The sequence below is a fragment of the Polynucleobacter sp. JS-JIR-II-b4 genome (genome assembly GCF_018687815.1).
Classification (GTDB): Bacteria; Pseudomonadota; Gammaproteobacteria; order Burkholderiales; family Burkholderiaceae; genus Polynucleobacter.
This window is the reverse complement of sequence record NZ_CP061306.1, coordinates 842,652-856,420: the sequence shown is the minus strand read 5'-3', so window position 1 is coordinate 856,420 and position 13,769 is coordinate 842,652. Positions and strand designations below refer to the sequence as shown.

Annotated in this window: 17 protein-coding genes; all 17 read right to left on the bottom strand. The window is 43.6% G+C overall.

All coding sequences use genetic code 11. From position 1 onward, the window contains the following. Nucleotides 1–16: 16 nt before the first annotated feature. Nucleotides 17–340 carry a hypothetical protein gene (locus ICV90_RS04350; protein ID WP_251367800.1) on the bottom strand — a complete coding sequence of 108 codons (324 nt, stop codon included), beginning with the start codon at nucleotides 338–340 and terminating at the stop codon, nucleotides 17–19. 60 nt (nucleotides 341–400) lie between these two features. Then, on the bottom strand, nucleotides 401–1,363 hold the full coding sequence (locus tag ICV90_RS04345; RefSeq protein WP_215360019.1) for an MBL fold metallo-hydrolase: 963 nt from the start codon (nucleotides 1,361–1,363) through the stop codon (nucleotides 401–403). A gap of 22 nt (nucleotides 1,364–1,385) precedes the next feature. Then, nucleotides 1,386–1,820: a DsrE family protein gene (locus ICV90_RS04340; protein WP_215360018.1), complete on the bottom strand. Its 435-nt coding sequence runs from the start codon at nucleotides 1,818–1,820 to the stop codon at nucleotides 1,386–1,388. A gap of 16 nt (nucleotides 1,821–1,836) precedes the next feature. Next, nucleotides 1,837–3,570 (bottom strand): thiosulfohydrolase SoxB, encoded by a 1,734-nt coding sequence (gene soxB, locus ICV90_RS04335; RefSeq protein WP_215360016.1) that lies wholly within the window; start codon nucleotides 3,568–3,570, stop codon nucleotides 1,837–1,839. Between the two features lie 48 nt (nucleotides 3,571–3,618). Beyond that, the gene (gene soxX, locus ICV90_RS04330; protein ID WP_215360015.1) at nucleotides 3,619–4,224 is read right to left on the bottom strand and encodes a sulfur oxidation c-type cytochrome SoxX; all 606 of its coding nucleotides are present in this window, start codon (nucleotides 4,222–4,224) and stop codon (nucleotides 3,619–3,621) included. 17 nt (nucleotides 4,225–4,241) lie between these two features. Next, entirely contained in the window at nucleotides 4,242–5,072 is an 831-nt protein-coding gene (gene soxA, locus ICV90_RS04325) for a sulfur oxidation c-type cytochrome SoxA (RefSeq protein WP_215360013.1), read from the bottom strand. A 35-nt stretch (nucleotides 5,073–5,107) separates the two neighbouring features. After that, a complete protein-coding gene (gene soxZ / locus ICV90_RS04320; RefSeq protein ID WP_215360012.1) occupies nucleotides 5,108–5,416 on the bottom strand; it encodes a thiosulfate oxidation carrier complex protein SoxZ in 309 nt (102 codons plus the stop codon). Between the two features lie 52 nt (nucleotides 5,417–5,468). Further along, entirely contained in the window at nucleotides 5,469–5,921 is a 453-nt protein-coding gene (soxY, locus tag ICV90_RS04315) for a thiosulfate oxidation carrier protein SoxY (RefSeq protein WP_215360009.1), read from the bottom strand. 120 nt (nucleotides 5,922–6,041) lie between these two features. Next, nucleotides 6,042–7,100 carry a c-type cytochrome gene (locus ICV90_RS04310; RefSeq protein WP_215360007.1) on the bottom strand — a complete coding sequence of 353 codons (1,059 nt, stop codon included), beginning with the start codon at nucleotides 7,098–7,100 and terminating at the stop codon, nucleotides 6,042–6,044. Further along, the gene (gene soxC / locus ICV90_RS04305) at nucleotides 7,084–8,481 is read right to left on the bottom strand and encodes a sulfite dehydrogenase (protein ID WP_215360005.1); all 1,398 of its coding nucleotides are present in this window, start codon (nucleotides 8,479–8,481) and stop codon (nucleotides 7,084–7,086) included. Before soxC ends, ICV90_RS04310 begins: the two co-directional genes overlap by 17 nt. A gap of 37 nt (nucleotides 8,482–8,518) precedes the next feature. Beyond that, nucleotides 8,519–8,806 (bottom strand): metalloregulator ArsR/SmtB family transcription factor, encoded by a 288-nt coding sequence (locus tag ICV90_RS04300; protein WP_215360003.1) that lies wholly within the window; start codon nucleotides 8,804–8,806, stop codon nucleotides 8,519–8,521. Nucleotides 8,807–8,969: 163 nt separating this feature from the next. Then, complete coding sequence (locus ICV90_RS04295; protein WP_215360001.1) at nucleotides 8,970–9,602, bottom strand: hypothetical protein; 633 nt, start codon at nucleotides 9,600–9,602, stop codon at nucleotides 8,970–8,972. A gap of 13 nt (nucleotides 9,603–9,615) precedes the next feature. After that, complete coding sequence (locus ICV90_RS04290) at nucleotides 9,616–9,849, bottom strand: hypothetical protein (RefSeq protein ID WP_215359999.1); 234 nt, start codon at nucleotides 9,847–9,849, stop codon at nucleotides 9,616–9,618. 283 nt (nucleotides 9,850–10,132) lie between these two features. After that, the gene (locus ICV90_RS04285) at nucleotides 10,133–11,419 is read right to left on the bottom strand and encodes an OmpP1/FadL family transporter (RefSeq protein ID WP_215359997.1); all 1,287 of its coding nucleotides are present in this window, start codon (nucleotides 11,417–11,419) and stop codon (nucleotides 10,133–10,135) included. A gap of 93 nt (nucleotides 11,420–11,512) precedes the next feature. Next, entirely contained in the window at nucleotides 11,513–12,490 is a 978-nt protein-coding gene (locus ICV90_RS04280) for a sulfurtransferase (RefSeq protein ID WP_215359995.1), read from the bottom strand. A gap of 42 nt (nucleotides 12,491–12,532) precedes the next feature. Further along, nucleotides 12,533–13,126 (bottom strand): DUF6691 family protein, encoded by a 594-nt coding sequence (locus tag ICV90_RS04275; RefSeq protein WP_215359994.1) that lies wholly within the window; start codon nucleotides 13,124–13,126, stop codon nucleotides 12,533–12,535. Next, a complete protein-coding gene (locus ICV90_RS04270) occupies nucleotides 13,126–13,653 on the bottom strand; it encodes a YeeE/YedE thiosulfate transporter family protein (protein ID WP_251367799.1) in 528 nt (175 codons plus the stop codon). Before ICV90_RS04270 ends, ICV90_RS04275 begins: the two co-directional genes overlap by 1 nt. Nucleotides 13,654–13,769: the final 116 nt, after the last annotated feature.

Sequence of the window (13,769 nt, the reverse complement as noted above, 5' to 3'; positions counted from 1 at the left end):
AATTAGAATGCTTTGACTATTTATTAAATTTGTAAAACTGCCCGTTTAAGTAGGTCACCACATCAACCTCATCCTCTGGAAAAAGATCCAGCCGTAACTCCGCATTACACATTCCGACCATGGTCTTTAACCTGCTAAAACTTTGCACCTTCGAATCCTTACGCGTGTAAATCATATCGCCATTGCCAAAACCTGTTTTTTTCGCATGACAGGTGTAACACTTCTCCTCATCAATTCTCTTGCCATGAGCAAAATCACTAGATGCGGAAACAGAGAAGCTAAGGGCAAAACTGGAAATCGCCAAAAAAGTAAAGGTAAGATGCAATCGATTTAATTTCATGACAAATCCATCATTCAGCCCAAGAATTGCCTATTTTAAGGCTTAGGAACTAAATTTGCCCTATTCGCCTTGAATCGAGAGGTAGACGTTATAGGCATTCATACGGTTGGCAGCCTTAAATAGAGGAATTCCATCATATTCAGACCAGTCTACTGCGCTATAGGCCCCATCGAACGCATCCATATTAAGAGCTGCCGGAGCCATGCTTTCTCGTAAAAAACGTAAGTAATCACGAGTAAAACGAATGTCTTCAATCGGATTAATTGACTGGGGCCCATGACCAGGGATGATGACCTTAGAGTTGAATTTTTCAAACTCATCAAGGGCTAACAGCCAACCCTTGCTATCAGCATTGCCTACATAAGGAATTCTGCCTTGAAAAACTAAGTCCCCTACAAATAGCACGCCCTCTGAAGGAACGTATACCAAAACATCTTCGGGCGAATGCGCTGGACCCACTCTACTAATAATGAAATCAAGGCCACCAATATTGAGTTGATAATGCTTATCGAACCAAATGTCCGCTGGCACTAAGTGGGTATCTTTATTAACCCAAGGAGCAAAATCAACACGAGAGGTGATCAGTCTTTGCTTGGCAGTTTCAGAAGAAATATAACCTCTTCCTTCGCTTTGTCCGTATATTTTTGCACCAATCTTTTTAAACTCCTGTAGACCATAAACATGATCAGCGTGATAGTGAGTAACAATAACCGCAACAATCTTTTGTGCGCTTATCTTCTTTATTTCTTGAATTAGCTTTTGAGCCAGCACTGGAGATCCAAGGGCATCAACGACTACCACCCCTTTAGGTGTAATCACAAAGCCAGCATTAGAGATAAAGTTTTGATTTTGACTAGCACCCATTTCTGCCAATCCTTGCACAAAATAGGTATTTGGAGCCACCTTGATGGGCTTTAATAGGATTCCAGCAGGATCATTTTTTGGCTCAGCTGCATGAGAAATGCTCGCAGCAAGAAAAATAGCGCCGCCAATGAGCGCTATCTTAATGAACCTGATCAACATCTGGCGAATAGACTAGGAAATATTAAGGCTTAATGTAGGCGAAATGATCTTTGTATTGCAAATCGCCAATGCGAACTACGCCAGATGGAGTGAAGTCGGCATCAAGAATAAATTGGTCTTTCTTAAGGTTGCGATTCTTCAAAGTAATTTCACAAACCTCAAAACGTACGCCACGAGATTTCAATGCAGAAATTAATGGAGCGTATTCAATATTATTTTTAATATCTTTTGCATTTTCTAACAAAAGATCAACGCCTTCAGCATAAGTCACCACAATAATCTTAGTGTCAGGCGCAACATCTAAATGATTACGGATACTCCTAAGACCCTTGATCCCCTGGACTTGAGCATCATCTATTTGGTATGTGACCTCTGAGCCCACAGCATATGACCGCTGAGCAGTCAAAGCAGCAAAAGCAAATAAGGTCGCCGCCAGTAATCGTAATATTTTATTCATGAAGATTTACAGGATATTAGGCAATAGAAACCATACCAGGATTATTACTCACACCCTTAATGATTGGCTCATTTAATTTAACGGCTTTAACCAACTTGACATCACGCAGGTGACGCTCAATCACATCCCAAATTGGTTCTGTGCCAGCATCCCTTGCCGCCTCACTAACCGGAGCCCAACCAGCCACTTTGTAAACTTTATTAGCCTCTATAGACTTGCCATTCAAACGCATATCGGTGATCCGCTTGCCAGCAGCTTCCGCTGGGTCGATGGTGTATTGCAATCCACCAACGCGAACCATATCGCCACCTTGCTGATAATACGGGTCTGGATTGAAGAGGTTATCGGCTACGTCCTCAAGAATAGTCTTAATTGTTTCACCAGTCATATTGGTCACAGTGGTGTAGGGATAAGTAATCGCCGTTTGATCAAGCAAATTCTCGCGAGTAATAGCTTGACCCGGCAATAGGCTGGTACCCCAACGGAAGCCAGGTGAGAAAGCAATTTCCGTATTTTTCTGAGACATCAAGCCATCTAGAATAAGTTGATCAAAGCTGCCATTGAAGTTACCACGTCGATACAAGAGACCCTCAGTAGTAGCCAATTTCTCATTCAGCTTGGCTTCATATGGAGCCCGGATCTTTGCAATCAACCTGCTCATCGCCGGATCAGCTGGGATCATATTTGAAAAGATTGGGAATAATTTATAGCGGAAATCAATTGCTTTACCCCCTTTGACATCAAAATCTAATGCGGCCAAAAACTTTGTATTAGAGCCAGCATTAGTAACTAAAGTGACACCTCCAGAATTTTTAACCTTTACGGGAATAGGCACACCATCATGCGTATGCCCACCCATAATGGCATCTAAACCACTTACTCGTGAAGCCATCTTTAAGTCAACGTCCATGCCATTGTGAGATAGCAATACAACGACTTTTGCCCCCTTTGCCCTCACTTCATCAATGGTCTTTTGGAGATTCTCTTCCTGAATGCCAAAAGTCCAGTCGGGAGTGAAATATCGCGGATTCGCAATCGGTGTGTATGGGAACGCTTGACCAATAATGGCAATCTGTATTCCGTTTTGCACTCTCATAACATAGGGATTAAATACGTTATCACCAAAATCTGCGGTCTTAATATTTTGGGCTACGAAAGAAACCTTGCCCTTAAAATCGCCATTGACAATTTCCATAACGCGCTTCTCGCCAAGAGTCATTTCCCAGTGAGGAGTCATCACATCAACCCCCAAAGCAAGTGCTGCATCTACCATATCTTGACCATTGGTCCAAAGAGCTGTACCGGATCCCTGCCAAGTATCGCCACCATCTAGAAGTAATGCGCCAGGACGATTTGCTTTTAATTGCTTAATTAAAGTCGCCATATGAGCAAATCCGCCCATCTTGCCGTAGTTCTGAGCGGCAGCCACGTAATCTAAATAAGTGAACGCATGCGCATCATGAGTACCAGGCTTAATGCCATTGGCCCTCAAGAAATATTCGCCAACTAAGTGAGGCGTTTTACCTTCTTGCGCACCAATGCCTAGATTGACATTTGGCTCCCGGAAGTAAATTGGTAGCAACTGCGCATGGCAGTCTGTAAAATGCAAGAAATGGACATTACCAAACTTTGGTAAGTCATAAAATTTTTGTGCAGAGCCTTGAGCATTTACAAAACCAGAATGCAAACTCATACCGCCAGCGGAGGCAACAGCTAGCGCTTGCAAGAACTCACGACGACTTAGTGACATAGTAAATCCCTATTAGTAAAAACAGGCCTTACGGCCCGTTTTATTTTGTTATTTATTTACGGGTGACTCAGGATCGAGGAGCAAAGCCATAACATCTTGCATTTGCTTTTCAGTTAACAATTTAAAGTGGCCAAAACGTGGCATGTTGCTACATACGTTATAAGCTTTTGCGTTGTTAATACGATTCCAGGTGTAATCAATCACCTCTTTTGAGTAGCCTCTCATCTTGCCGTAATTCCAAAGCGACGGACCAATGTTTCCGTAGGATAGCTCTTTGATATCAATCTGGTGACAGTTATAGCAAGACCCGCCATTAATTGAATCAGCGCTATCTGACCATGTTGCCCCCCTACCACTTTGAGCAATTTTTTCGCCATCCACCCAGTTACCGATATACTTTCCATCTGATGGCTGTTTGATACTAGCCATATTTGCATTTTGAATTTTTTCGCGCATCTTGGGATCTCCACCGCCAGACAAATTTACTGGGTTAGAGCAAAACTTCTGCGCAGCATCTTGATTCAATCGATCAAGCCCCGCAATACCATTCGCCTTAAAACTAGAGGACAGCATTTGGTCAAAGGCCGAGGCACCATGTGCAACCCCAATAGAAATCTCAAGGGCGAGCATTAAAAAGAGTAATTTAGTTTTCATATCATGATCTCAAGCGTTTAACGCTTTAGCCCCGGTGCGTTCATGGTTCCACCTTTAGCATTTATAGCCATATAAAGCGAAACAGCAATTGTGTCTTCAGAGATGAAAATTGGCTCAGGGAAGCGCTGTTGACGGTAGCAATCATTTAAACGACGTTGCATTGTCCAAAAATCACCAGTGGAAACGCGATATGCGGGCCAGTAACCCCAACCAGCTTCAGCGCCTTTTTGGGTTGTGATATTTGGCAATTCCTGCAAACGTATGCGCTTGCCATCAGACCCATGACAAGAAGCGCAAGAAAAGTCCATTGGACCACCCTGGTAGTAGAAAGACTTCTTACCCATCTCATAAAGTTCTTTTTCCTTGGGATGCTTTGCAGCAGTCTCTATCTTCATCCCCTTAGACTCAGAAACCACGTAAGCTACAACAGCCTCAAGATCTTTACGTACGCCATTTCCAAAGCGTTCTTTAATAATTTCTTGACGACTATATCCCTGGAGTGTTTCCATGCAAGTGACCAAACGAGACTCAAGATCTTGCACTTTGTTTGTATCCTTGAAGTACTTTGGTAACTGCGTATAGGCACCTTTTACAACGCCAGGGCCCATACCCAAATCACACTTCTCCAATGAAGTATTTTTCGGACCCATGGATTTTTTCCAAAGATCTTCACCTGCAGCCTCATATAAATCAGCAGGGTTGCCATCAGCAATCATTGCTCGATATTTTTCTATCCCATCAGTTGGAGCCGCTGATGAACCGGAGGTCTGTGATGAAGCAAGATTAGAAAATCCTTGCAACATGACAAAAACTCCAATAATTGTGCCGTATAAAATACGCGTCTTCATGGCAACCTTTTTAATTATATTTAGCCAACTCAGAATTAAGAAGCAGTTGCTTCGTCAGTTCTTGTTTCGCCTTTGCTATCAGTCCAGCTAACGACAATCTTGTCGCCTTTGGCGCCTTTGTACTTGAAATTCAAGAAAGGGTCTTTAGAAACCGCTGTCCCGAATTCCGCATTCAATACATCTTTGCCTTGAGCCTTTACATTGAGGTTCTTAATAAACCAGGCGGGAACAGTCTTGCCGGCAGCATCTTTTCGTAAACCAGACTCCATATCATGTTTCATCAAAATTTTGACATCAACTACACCACCGCTCTCAGCAGCTCTTACGCGCATTGGATCAGGCATTTTTTATTCCTTTATCTAAATATATATCAATGTAATTCTCAAATTTAATCAATTAACCGCCGCAACCACCTAAGGTCACTTTAATTTCCTTAACTGCCATCACCCATTTATTACCAATTTTTGCTAGAGCATAAACATTGGAGGTCTGACCCATTTTGATGCGTGTTGTTACATTAGGCACTGTGCCAGCAGGAATGAAAAATTGAGCCGCGAGTGTTCCGGGATTCTTTTCAACCAGAATTGCGAGTTGGTCAGCATTGCCGGTAGATGAGACGTTAACGGGCACAACTGCACCATTTTCTGCAATATCAGGCGCAGTCATTACTACCTCTGCAGATTTCTCTGGAGTACCAGCATTAAGGGCCTTGAATACTTCGTCAAGATTTTTGCCGTCAAAAGCGGCTTTGTTCCACTCGGCAGCTTGAGCTTCAGTAATCAAGCCCACTGAGGCCATCAAGCCAAAAACTGCTGAGTATTTCAGCAAAACACGGCGTTGCTCATTCATAAAAACTCCTTTTCAATCTTTTAACGGTAATTCAAATCTTCAACAAACAACATCAATTCAGCCAATGCTGTATGTCCAATTAATAAGTAATATTACTTCCAAAGCTTTTACTAAATTATCTTACTGCCCTGTTAAAACGTAATGCACTAACTTATGAAGGGTTTCATCCGAAATGTCAGACTGCGGTGGCATTGGGATAGCACCCCAAACACCAGATCCTCCATTTTTTACCTTCTTGACCAACATATCCTCTGCACCAGACTGATCCTTATACTTGGCTGCCACATCATTCGTAGAGGGCCCAACAAGCTTAGCTGCTTGAGCATGGCAAGCTGAGCAATTATTGTCTTTAAACAGGTCAGCAGGCGTTTTTGCCACTTTAGTAATAGATGAGTGCGCCACACCATCTGCACCAGGCAAAGCTTTCAATGGAGGTTTGGCGGTATCAACACCGACAAATGGACCAAATGTCCGGTTTTGCTCAGCCAGGTTACCTTGAGCATTACGGACTTCAGGAGGCAAACTGGAGCCAATTTGCACAAATTTAACGCAATTGGTCATACAAGAACTACCAGTAACGTCAGACTTGCCCTTAACGTGCCATAAACCAGGCGCCATGACCATGCCATTACGGTTGGGCATACGCTTTTGCACTTCGGCAATATTTTTATCCGAGAGAACAAAATCGTCTGGAACAACTTCTGACAGGTTCAAAATATAGGCAACCACTGCGAATGTTTCATCAACCGATAAAGAACGCGGTGCGTTCCATGGCATTGCCCTATAAATGAAGTCCCATAAAGTCGACACAGTGGAAAGGCGCATCATTGTCGTTCTGTGAGGCTGCTTGTTATCAGCCAGGGCAGCCACTCTGCCGGTCTTGATATCTTCTTTAGTAGTGCCGCCAACTAGTGGCGTAAAGATATCATTTGATTCCCCAAAAGAACCATGACATGCGGCGCACTTACCGTCCCACACTACTTGACCATCAGCAACTGAACCGGATCCTTGCGGCAATCCTTTGAAATCAGGACGAACGTCAATATCCCAAGCCTTGACTTCAGCCGGAGTGGCCTCTCTACCAATACCGGGATATTTACTGGTTTGGGCGAACGCACTCTGCCAGATGAATAAGCAAAGTAGCGCTACCGCAATGCTAGGTTTAACCAACTTGGACATTGCCAACCTCCCCGTTGCTCTCGATTTTCCACGATTGAATCGAATTATTGTGATAGATACCTCTCGAACCACGCACATCTCGCAGTGCTTTAATTGCTGGCTGAACATAACCAGTTTCGTCGGTAGCGCGCGACTGAATGATGGCAGGTGCACCATCCCAGTTCCAACCAATATTGAAGCGGGTAATTGCTTTAGAAAGTACGGGGGTTTCCAATCTAGCAGTACGCCAGTTATTGCCACCATCGAATGAAACATCCACTTTGCGAATCTTTCCGCGTCCGGACCAGGCCATTCCGGAAACGTTATAGAAGCCTTTATCAAGCAATTGCTGACCGCCTGATGGAGTGGTGATAACAGATTTACATTCCTGAATAGAGGTGTATTGACGTTGAGTGCCATTCGGCATTAGATCAGCATATTGAGCAGATTCGTCTTTGGTGCCATACGGCATATCACCCAACTCTAGACGACGTAACCACTTCACCCAGCTAACACCTTGGACGCCTGGAACAACTAAGCGCAATGGGAAGCCATTTTCGGGGCGCAGCATCTCACCATTCATTGCCCATGCAACCATAATCTCATCGATTTGCTCCATGTTAATAGTGCGATTCTCACCTGAGCCATCGCTACCCTCAGCCATGAGGTATCTACCTTTTTTCAGATCGGCACCGCACTCTTCCAAAAGAACAGAAAGTGGCACACCAGTAAACTCACAGCAAGAAAGCATTCCGTGGGTATATTGAACGGTTGGCACTGCAGAATTACCCCACTCAACCGCAGTATTTGCACCGCACTCAATAAAATGAATGCGTGATACTGAAGGCAGACGCATCAAGTCAGACATCGTAAACACACGATTATGTTTAACCAAACCATTAATCATTAAGCGGTGCATATTGGGATCAATGTTGTACCAACCTTGGTGGTGACGCTCGTAATGCAAACCATTCGGAGTAATAATGCCGAATAAGCTTTGCAAAGGAGTAAATGCAACGGAGGCGGCAGACACTCGCGTCAATCCTGGCAATTCACGACGAACAATATTGGCTTCAAAAATAGAAGGCAAGCCATAAGGCATAGTGGCCACATTCTTGCCAAGAGTGGTTTGCCAAGGCTGCTTTTCTAAAATTGCTGGATCGCCCTCAACCGGCATAGAACCTGCAAATGCTTGTCCAGTAGAAACACCAGCAGCCGCAGCCGCCATAAAGCTCTTGCGCAGAAAGCCACGTCGATTCTCATCTAAGCCATTTTTATTAATGTCAGAAATTAATTCTTTTGATAGAAAATTTTCTGGCGCCTTAATTATGCGTGCACGATCGAGAGGTTTCTCGACTGCAGAAATATCTTTTGCACCCAATTCAATTTGATCTTTAGACATTTAACCTCTAATTAAATTTGATAAATACCGAAAAAAATTAATGTAACTCTTGAGCTATTTTTGCGCAGATCAACTGGCACATTTCTACCGTTGCTTCATCAGCAATAGCGTAATAAACGGTCACTCCCTCTTTACGTCTAGATACAATTCCAGCCTTATGCAGCGCAGTAAGTTGACGAGAAATATTTGCCTGACTCGAGCCGCACAATGCAAGCACTTCTGAGACAGACTTTTCTCCACCACAAATGGCATACATAATTCTCAAACGTGAGGATTCAGAGAGGACGCTAAAGTAACCGGCCATGACGGAAAATACTTGTTCCATTAACGCGGGGCTCAAACTCTTTGTCACATCAACCGCTCTTTTTCTCAACGCTTTTCTCATTTCGTAAATATATGCATGTGAACGCATATTTGAATCATTTTTACCGATCTATTGAATAGCGATAAACCCTAAAGAACATATACAAAAAAGGTGGGTGCACTATTCAACATTCAATTAAGAGGTTTTCAGAAAGCCTTGCCATCAAATCAATATTGCACTGCGTTAAAACCGCGTCCCTCCTTGATTCCAATGCAGTCTCCATGCCCCCAAGTTCCGCTGATAAACTTTCAACAACCAAATCACGCTCCAGAATCAAAGCTTCCATATCTTTATAGAACAAGCTGGTAAAAGCAGTAATCCAAGCGGCCACTCGACTCATGCGGCCCTTGATTGCCATATCAAACAGCCTGAGTCTTTGTAAAACCTCCTCGGCAGATGCATATAGCTCACCAGTAACCCATTGATTCGTTGTAAATATCCTGATGGGTAAGCCCTTTTGGTTCAAGGCAATGGCAATTAGATGACAAAACTCCTCTGGATTTCGGGCATCTCGACTAAATAAGTGGAAATGGCCATGTTCATCTAAAGGCGTTTCATCAGCCGAATGGGCGTGATAGTAAAACTCATAACCACTTTCCTCATCCACCAAATCATTACGCGGATAGTGCTGCCACTCTATAAATTCTTTAGCGCCACATAATGCAATCTGACTTAAAGTCAACCCTTTTTGGGCATAGTCCATTTGAATAGCGGCAAGCTGTTGCGCCGCCAAACAAAGGGTCGACTCAATCGACATGGAGAACAAAAACTTATTCTGCCGATTTACGTTTCTTTGGGCCGCACGGATTAGATGGACCACAAGGGTTTGCGGCCTTTTTCTTTGCTGGGCCACAAGGGTTTGAGGCTTCTTTCTTAGGGGCACAAGGCTTTTTTTGCTCTGCGCTAGCAGGAGCTGTAGACGTATCAGCGGAGTGAGCGATTGGCGCCGAAGCCAATCCTGCTAATGCAATCGCCAATGCTGCTACAGTTGATTTTTTGGACATAGCTTTTCTTTCTTCATCAATGATTACTGCAGTTATTAACTACCCTCACTACAAATGATCTAGAGGCTAACGCAGATATGAACCCAAATATACGCCTTTAAATAGCCTTACTTTTCCTAGAGCAATAATATATAAATTTATATATTAAAAAAATTGCTTTCTAGAGTCAAGCTATATTCATGATCTAGATCATAAATACATGTAACCTACTATGAATAAAAGCCCCTCACCTAGGCGAGGGGCTGAAATTAGTCGAAGCTAAAATCAAACAAATAGAAAGGCATTAATACTTCCAACCAAATGCCAAGCCTAGGGAGTCTTGGTGCATATTCAGACTCGAGGTGCCTGTCAAACCAGCGGCAGAATAGTTTCCGGTAACAGTCTGGCTAAAACCTCTGGCATAAAAACCTGAGATCTCATACTCTTTACCAATATAGTATGTAGCGCCAATAGAAGCTTGTTGGGTGATTACGCCCGGAGCAAGCACGTTAAATAGGGTTTGCGAACTAGGAATTGGCTGATCATTAAAGTTATATCCGACCCGTACCGCCCAACTAGGATTAATGCGCCAGTTTGCTCCGAGCTTGTAAACATTAATATTTTGCCATCCAAAGCCAGGTCCATTGGTAGAGCCTAATTGAGCGGTATTAAAGTTAGAAATCGGGTTCGCAATAGAAGGTATGTTCCCGTACTTAATATTTTGATAGTCCGCGGCAAGAGTGATATCTTTAGTTGGGTTAAATGCCAAGCCAGCACCATACGTCTCAGGTATATCGAATGATCCACCACCAGCAAATAAGCCACTGTAGCTACCAAAGCTCGACATAGTAATCTTCGGCTGATAACGTACGCCAACACTCAAATAATCCGTGAACTTTCCAAGCCAACCCAATTGATAACCAAAACCAGATGAATTTGAGTTACCGTTATCAGTAACATTTTTGTATGAGCTAGATGCTTGAGGGCTAGCAAAATTACCCAAGCCAGTTGCAGAGAATGTTTGATTCACATATATCAAAGAAACGCCAAGGGATTGATTCTCAATGGGCTTCCATGACACAGTCGGCGAGATGAACATCTGCTCGAGATTTACGCCGGGAGTATTGTTATTGGCTGTTCCTTGAGCCGTTCCGCCGTTAAACTGCGGAATACGAGCTGTATAGTTTGTATTCATACCGCCATTACCAAATACGTTCAAACCAACAGAAAATTCCTTGTTAATCGCTTTGGTAATACCAAATTCAGGAATCCAGAAGCTCTTGGTACCATTTCCATCATAAGAACCATTCATGCTTGGCATTGATTGCCCCCCATATCCTGAGTTGGACAAAGTGGCAGAACGATTTGGCTGGAAGTAAGTTACACCGACATCCAGGCGATCCCCTAAGAAGCCAATACTGGCTGGGTTACTTGCTGCTGCTAAAGAATCTTGTGGGAATGCAATGCTCACGCCACCCATACCTTGAGACTGAATACCGTAGCCAGAAGCAAAATATCCATTTGTTGCGTATGCACCAGTAGAAATAAGTCCACCTAACATCATCGCACTAACAATTTTTCCAGCTTTCATTCAATCCCCTTTTCTTTTTTAGATCTATTTTTTAACTCATGCATAGTTGATAAAAAAACCCGTTGCCAACTGGTAACGGGTTTTTATTCCTTACTAATTCAGAGGTACGCCCTCAAGTTTATTGCCCTGCTTAGTCCACAAGTACGCTGAACCATCATAAAGTTGCGCAGACTTATTACCCAAGATTTCAGTCATGATGAACCAAGAGCCAGCGGCTAAGTGACCAGTATTGCAGTAGCTAATTGAAGGTTCCTTTGGCTTGATACCATTTGCCTCCATAACAGCAGCATAAGTTACTGGCTTTAAGAAATATAAAGCGCCATCTACAGATCGAGACATCAGCTCTGGTGCGAAATTTTTTGCGCCTGGAATATGACCAAAACCAGCTACATCAGGTTTCTTGTTAATGCCCAAGTACTGCATAGGCTGACGTGAATCGATCAATTGAATATTGCCAGATTTGGATGCCTGAACAACTTCAGCAGTAGTGGCAATTAAATCCTTGTTGGCTGCTTGAGCCACCCAATTACCGACAGCTGTAGGTGCGGGTGCCATAGAGAATGCTCGGCCTTCAGCTAGCCATCCCGCTAAACCACCATCCAATACAGCAATATTACTTTCGCCATACACCTTGAATTGCCAAAAAGCACGTAGGCCCTCGTCAACGTCAGACATATCCATGCCAATGGGAACAATCACAATCGGCTTATTAGAATTAATACCAACGGACTGAATCAACTTTTGGAAGTCTGCTTGCTCCGGAATGAGAAATTTAGTTTTATCGCCATCTAAAAGACGCTCAACACGGACATCTTTTGAGTTCAGCAAATGAGATCCCTCAATATGGCCGCCAGCATCCACTAGCATTTTTTTACCAGTCTTCTTGTCTATCTCAAACTCCGGCGCCTTAATGAAACTCTTAACCTGTCCGGTAACCTCAAGAACTTGAACATTAGCTAAATTACTTGCCAACCAGTCAGTACTGACAATCGGACCCGGCAGACCGGCGGCCTGTATTAAGCCTGACAGGGCATATAAAGCGGATGCCACTATGATTTGAATCTTATTCATTTTCTGCCTTTGCATAATAAATATTTAAAAATATTTATAAAATTACTTGCGAATCTCGCAGCCATTCATTGCATCAACCGCTTGAATTGGGCCGCCCGCCTTCTTTTCCATCCAGGAGCCCAATACAAATACGCCAATCGCTGCGCCAATCATGCAAGCATTAATCAAAACATCAGAAGAATTAAGGGCCTCAGGTAAAGTGCTCGCCTGCACATACTCACCAGCCGAGGTCAGAAACTCAATACTTCCAAATAGCATGGAAAAAGCCACGGTACCAATTACTAAACCAATTAGAAAGATTGCCGCATCTAAACGACCCGATACAAATCCGACCAAAGAAGTGCCTGGACAGTAGCCGCCGATAGCAAACCCAGCACCAACCAACGCGCCGCCAAGAGCCGCCGCACCTAAAAATGCCGGCGGCACAAAAAGCTCTTGTGACGCAACGATACCCATTTTTTCCAAAATCATGAGGCCAACTGCGGTAAATACGATTGCAGTAAACATCACCTTAAATACCGACCAATCTGTCAATCGAAATTGAGCAGTCAATTTGCATGGACTGCCAAAACCGGCGCGCTCCAAGACAAAACCAAAAGCACCGCCTAATAATAGGCCTGAAATAATTTCACTCATTAGTGCGACTCCTTCATAAAGCGATTTGCAATTAGACCAACGGCAAAGAAGGTCACTAAAAATACAAAGCCAGCTAAACTCAGAGTAGCGGCTCCCGATAAACCCAATCCACTAGTGCAGCCGGCTGAAACTCGTGCGCCAAAGCCAGCTAAGATGCCGCCACCTAAAGCGGTAAATGGGCGACTAGCGCCACCTAAAAAGCGCTTACCATCCAATTGAATTTTAAGGCGATGGGCCAAAAATGCTGAAAGCAAAGCACCTAGAGCAACCCCCAAGAATTGCCAGCTAATCCAGGAGCTGAGTGGACTAGATTCCTCGGCCAAGGGGCCTAGATAGTCGTTAGCTAGAGTGGCTTGCGGGGCGACATGTACCCCCAACCAAGCGGTTAATCGAGTAGTGAAGCCGGTCGCACCCAATCCATGACCGGTAATGACAAAAGTCAATAAAAGAACAACGCCTAACAATAAACCCGCTACCAGAGGATTCCAGTAAGGCTTTACTTGATTCTCTTGAGAATTTTTACTCACGTTTTTGCTCTTCATTTTGATTAAATTACGAATACCTTATTCCAACATAACATTCTATAAAAAACAATAATGTTTTCTACTGAGTTTCCCTAGTCGCCCAGGAGTTTAGATTAACT

What these genes read in the sequence shown, in the direction of transcription:
- ICV90_RS04290 (WP_215359999.1), bottom strand. Translation starts at nt 9,849, where the DNA reads ATGTCCAAAAAATCAACTGTAGCAGCATTGGCGATTGCATTAGCAGGA.
- ICV90_RS04345 (WP_215360019.1), bottom strand. Translation starts at nt 1,363, where the DNA reads ATGTTGATCAGGTTCATTAAGATAGCGCTCATTGGCGGCGCTATTTTT.
- ICV90_RS04300 (WP_215360003.1), bottom strand. Translation starts at nt 8,806, where the DNA reads ATGGAACAAGTATTTTCCGTCATGGCCGGTTACTTTAGCGTCCTCTCT.
- soxB (WP_215360016.1), bottom strand. Translation starts at nt 3,570, where the DNA reads ATGTCACTAAGTCGTCGTGAGTTCTTGCAAGCGCTAGCTGTTGCCTCC.
- ICV90_RS04275 (WP_215359994.1), bottom strand. Translation starts at nt 13,126, where the DNA reads ATGAGTGAAATTATTTCAGGCCTATTATTAGGCGGTGCTTTTGGTTTT.
- soxZ (WP_215360012.1), bottom strand. Translation starts at nt 5,416, where the DNA reads ATGCCTGATCCAATGCGCGTAAGAGCTGCTGAGAGCGGTGGTGTAGTT.
- ICV90_RS04340 (WP_215360018.1), bottom strand. Translation starts at nt 1,820, where the DNA reads ATGAATAAAATATTACGATTACTGGCGGCGACCTTATTTGCTTTTGCT.
- soxY (WP_215360009.1), bottom strand. Translation starts at nt 5,921, where the DNA reads ATGAATGAGCAACGCCGTGTTTTGCTGAAATACTCAGCAGTTTTTGGC.
- ICV90_RS04350 (WP_251367800.1), bottom strand. Translation starts at nt 340, where the DNA reads ATGAAATTAAATCGATTGCATCTTACCTTTACTTTTTTGGCGATTTCC.
- soxX (WP_215360015.1), bottom strand. Translation starts at nt 4,224, where the DNA reads ATGAAAACTAAATTACTCTTTTTAATGCTCGCCCTTGAGATTTCTATT.
- ICV90_RS04295 (WP_215360001.1), bottom strand. Translation starts at nt 9,602, where the DNA reads ATGTCGATTGAGTCGACCCTTTGTTTGGCGGCGCAACAGCTTGCCGCT.
- ICV90_RS04310 (WP_215360007.1), bottom strand. Translation starts at nt 7,100, where the DNA reads ATGTCCAAGTTGGTTAAACCTAGCATTGCGGTAGCGCTACTTTGCTTA.
- ICV90_RS04285 (WP_215359997.1), bottom strand. Translation starts at nt 11,419, where the DNA reads ATGAAAGCTGGAAAAATTGTTAGTGCGATGATGTTAGGTGGACTTATT.
- soxC (WP_215360005.1), bottom strand. Translation starts at nt 8,481, where the DNA reads ATGTCTAAAGATCAAATTGAATTGGGTGCAAAAGATATTTCTGCAGTC.
- ICV90_RS04280 (WP_215359995.1), bottom strand. Translation starts at nt 12,490, where the DNA reads ATGAATAAGATTCAAATCATAGTGGCATCCGCTTTATATGCCCTGTCA.
- soxA (WP_215360013.1), bottom strand. Translation starts at nt 5,072, where the DNA reads ATGAAGACGCGTATTTTATACGGCACAATTATTGGAGTTTTTGTCATG.